General features: G+C 63.8%; 1 protein-coding gene. It reads right to left on the reverse strand.

From position 1 onward, the window contains the following. Positions 1-278: 278 nt before the first annotated feature. Positions 279-1,040 carry a MerR family transcriptional regulator gene (locus ABZT03_RS44555; protein WP_356050061.1) on the reverse strand — a complete coding sequence of 254 codons (762 nt, stop codon included), beginning with the start codon at positions 1,038-1,040 and terminating at the stop codon, positions 279-281. Positions 1,041-1,375: the final 335 nt, after the last annotated feature.

Raw genomic sequence — 1,375 nt, forward strand, 5'->3', positions numbered from 1 at the left:
TCGTCGGACAAGTCGGTCGCGTACGGCATCCGTTCCATACCCGCGACCCCACCATGCACACGACATGACGTGATGACGGAAGCGACCCATCACCCCCTCGAAAGAGCGACACCACATCATCAGGAACGGGACTTAACGCCCTCTGAGATCTTGTAACCCGGTCCCTGGGCCGCTCGGGCTCAGGACGCGCTCTTCGGCGCGCGAACAATCTGCCGGGTGACGGCGGTAGGCAGGTAGGACCGTCGTCACCCGGTGGATGGTTCGTCCGGCGTTAAGTTCTAGCTCAGCCGGGCGTCGGCGTAGGCGGCCATGGCGTCGCGCTGGTACTCGGCCAGGCCCGGTGTGATCCGTTCGTAGTTCACCTTGAACCGCTCGTCATCGACATACATCTGGCCGAGGTTGCGGTAGGCCGCCGCATCCGGGGTCCAGAAGTTGCATATCCCACGGTACTGGTGTTCGACCTCGTCCAGAACGGTCGGGTCGTCCGCCGGAACGCCGGCGATCATGAACTCGGCCATCCGGATCATCGCTGCGGTGCCCTCCTTTTGCATCCGCTCGGTGTCCTCCGGCGTCAGCGTCGCGGCGAACTTCTGGGCCTTGCCGTGGTTCTGTGGCCAGCGTTCGCGCGCCTCAGCGTCGTACTGCGTGGCATCGAACCCCTCGAACAGGTTCTCGGGGCGGTTGATGGCGGCCATGGTGGGCCCTCCTTGCGTCGTTTCGAGTTCGGAGATGGTGCGCACGACCGTTGCGATAACCGCGCCGAGCCGGTCCTGCTCGAGGAGCAACTGCTTGAGGTGACCACGCAACGCCTCGACCTGGTCGGTTTGCCGGCCGAGGACCTCGGCGATTTGCGGCAGCCCGAGGTCGAGCCTGCGAAGGACAAGAATCTGCTGCAGTCGCAGCAGCTGGTCCACCTCGTAATAGCGGTAGCCATTCGTCCCGACGCGGTCAGGGGCGAGCAGGCCGATCTCGTCGTAGTGCCGCAGCGTCCGGGAGGTGACTCCAGACATCCGGGCGACTTCTGCAATTGACCAAGCCATAGCGCGTTCCACCTCGCTCTCGTAAGCCGATTCTCTCCGGCTCACGTCTTCGACGGTAGAAGTTGACGTTACGGCAAGGTCAAGCCGATGGTGCCAAGCAACTTCCGACAGGTGGGGACGCTGGTTTGCGCTGATGGCCAGGACGTTCTCGACGGGCGGGCGGCGAGTTCCGTATGCGGTCCGGAGCGCTGATCTGGCTCGGCGCGCACAATCGCCGCTCGCACGAGGCCACCGACTCCTTGGTCGCGTCCAGAAGGTGGTGTAAAAGGCGACGAGCGTAGGTTTCCGTACTGAACCGACCAAAGTTCGTACGAGGAAGGACCCACGCTCGTGCA

Origin of the sequence: Streptomyces sp. NPDC005574, from assembly GCF_040605435.1 — a bacterium.
GTDB lineage: Bacteria > Actinomycetota > Actinomycetes > Streptomycetales > Streptomycetaceae > Streptomyces.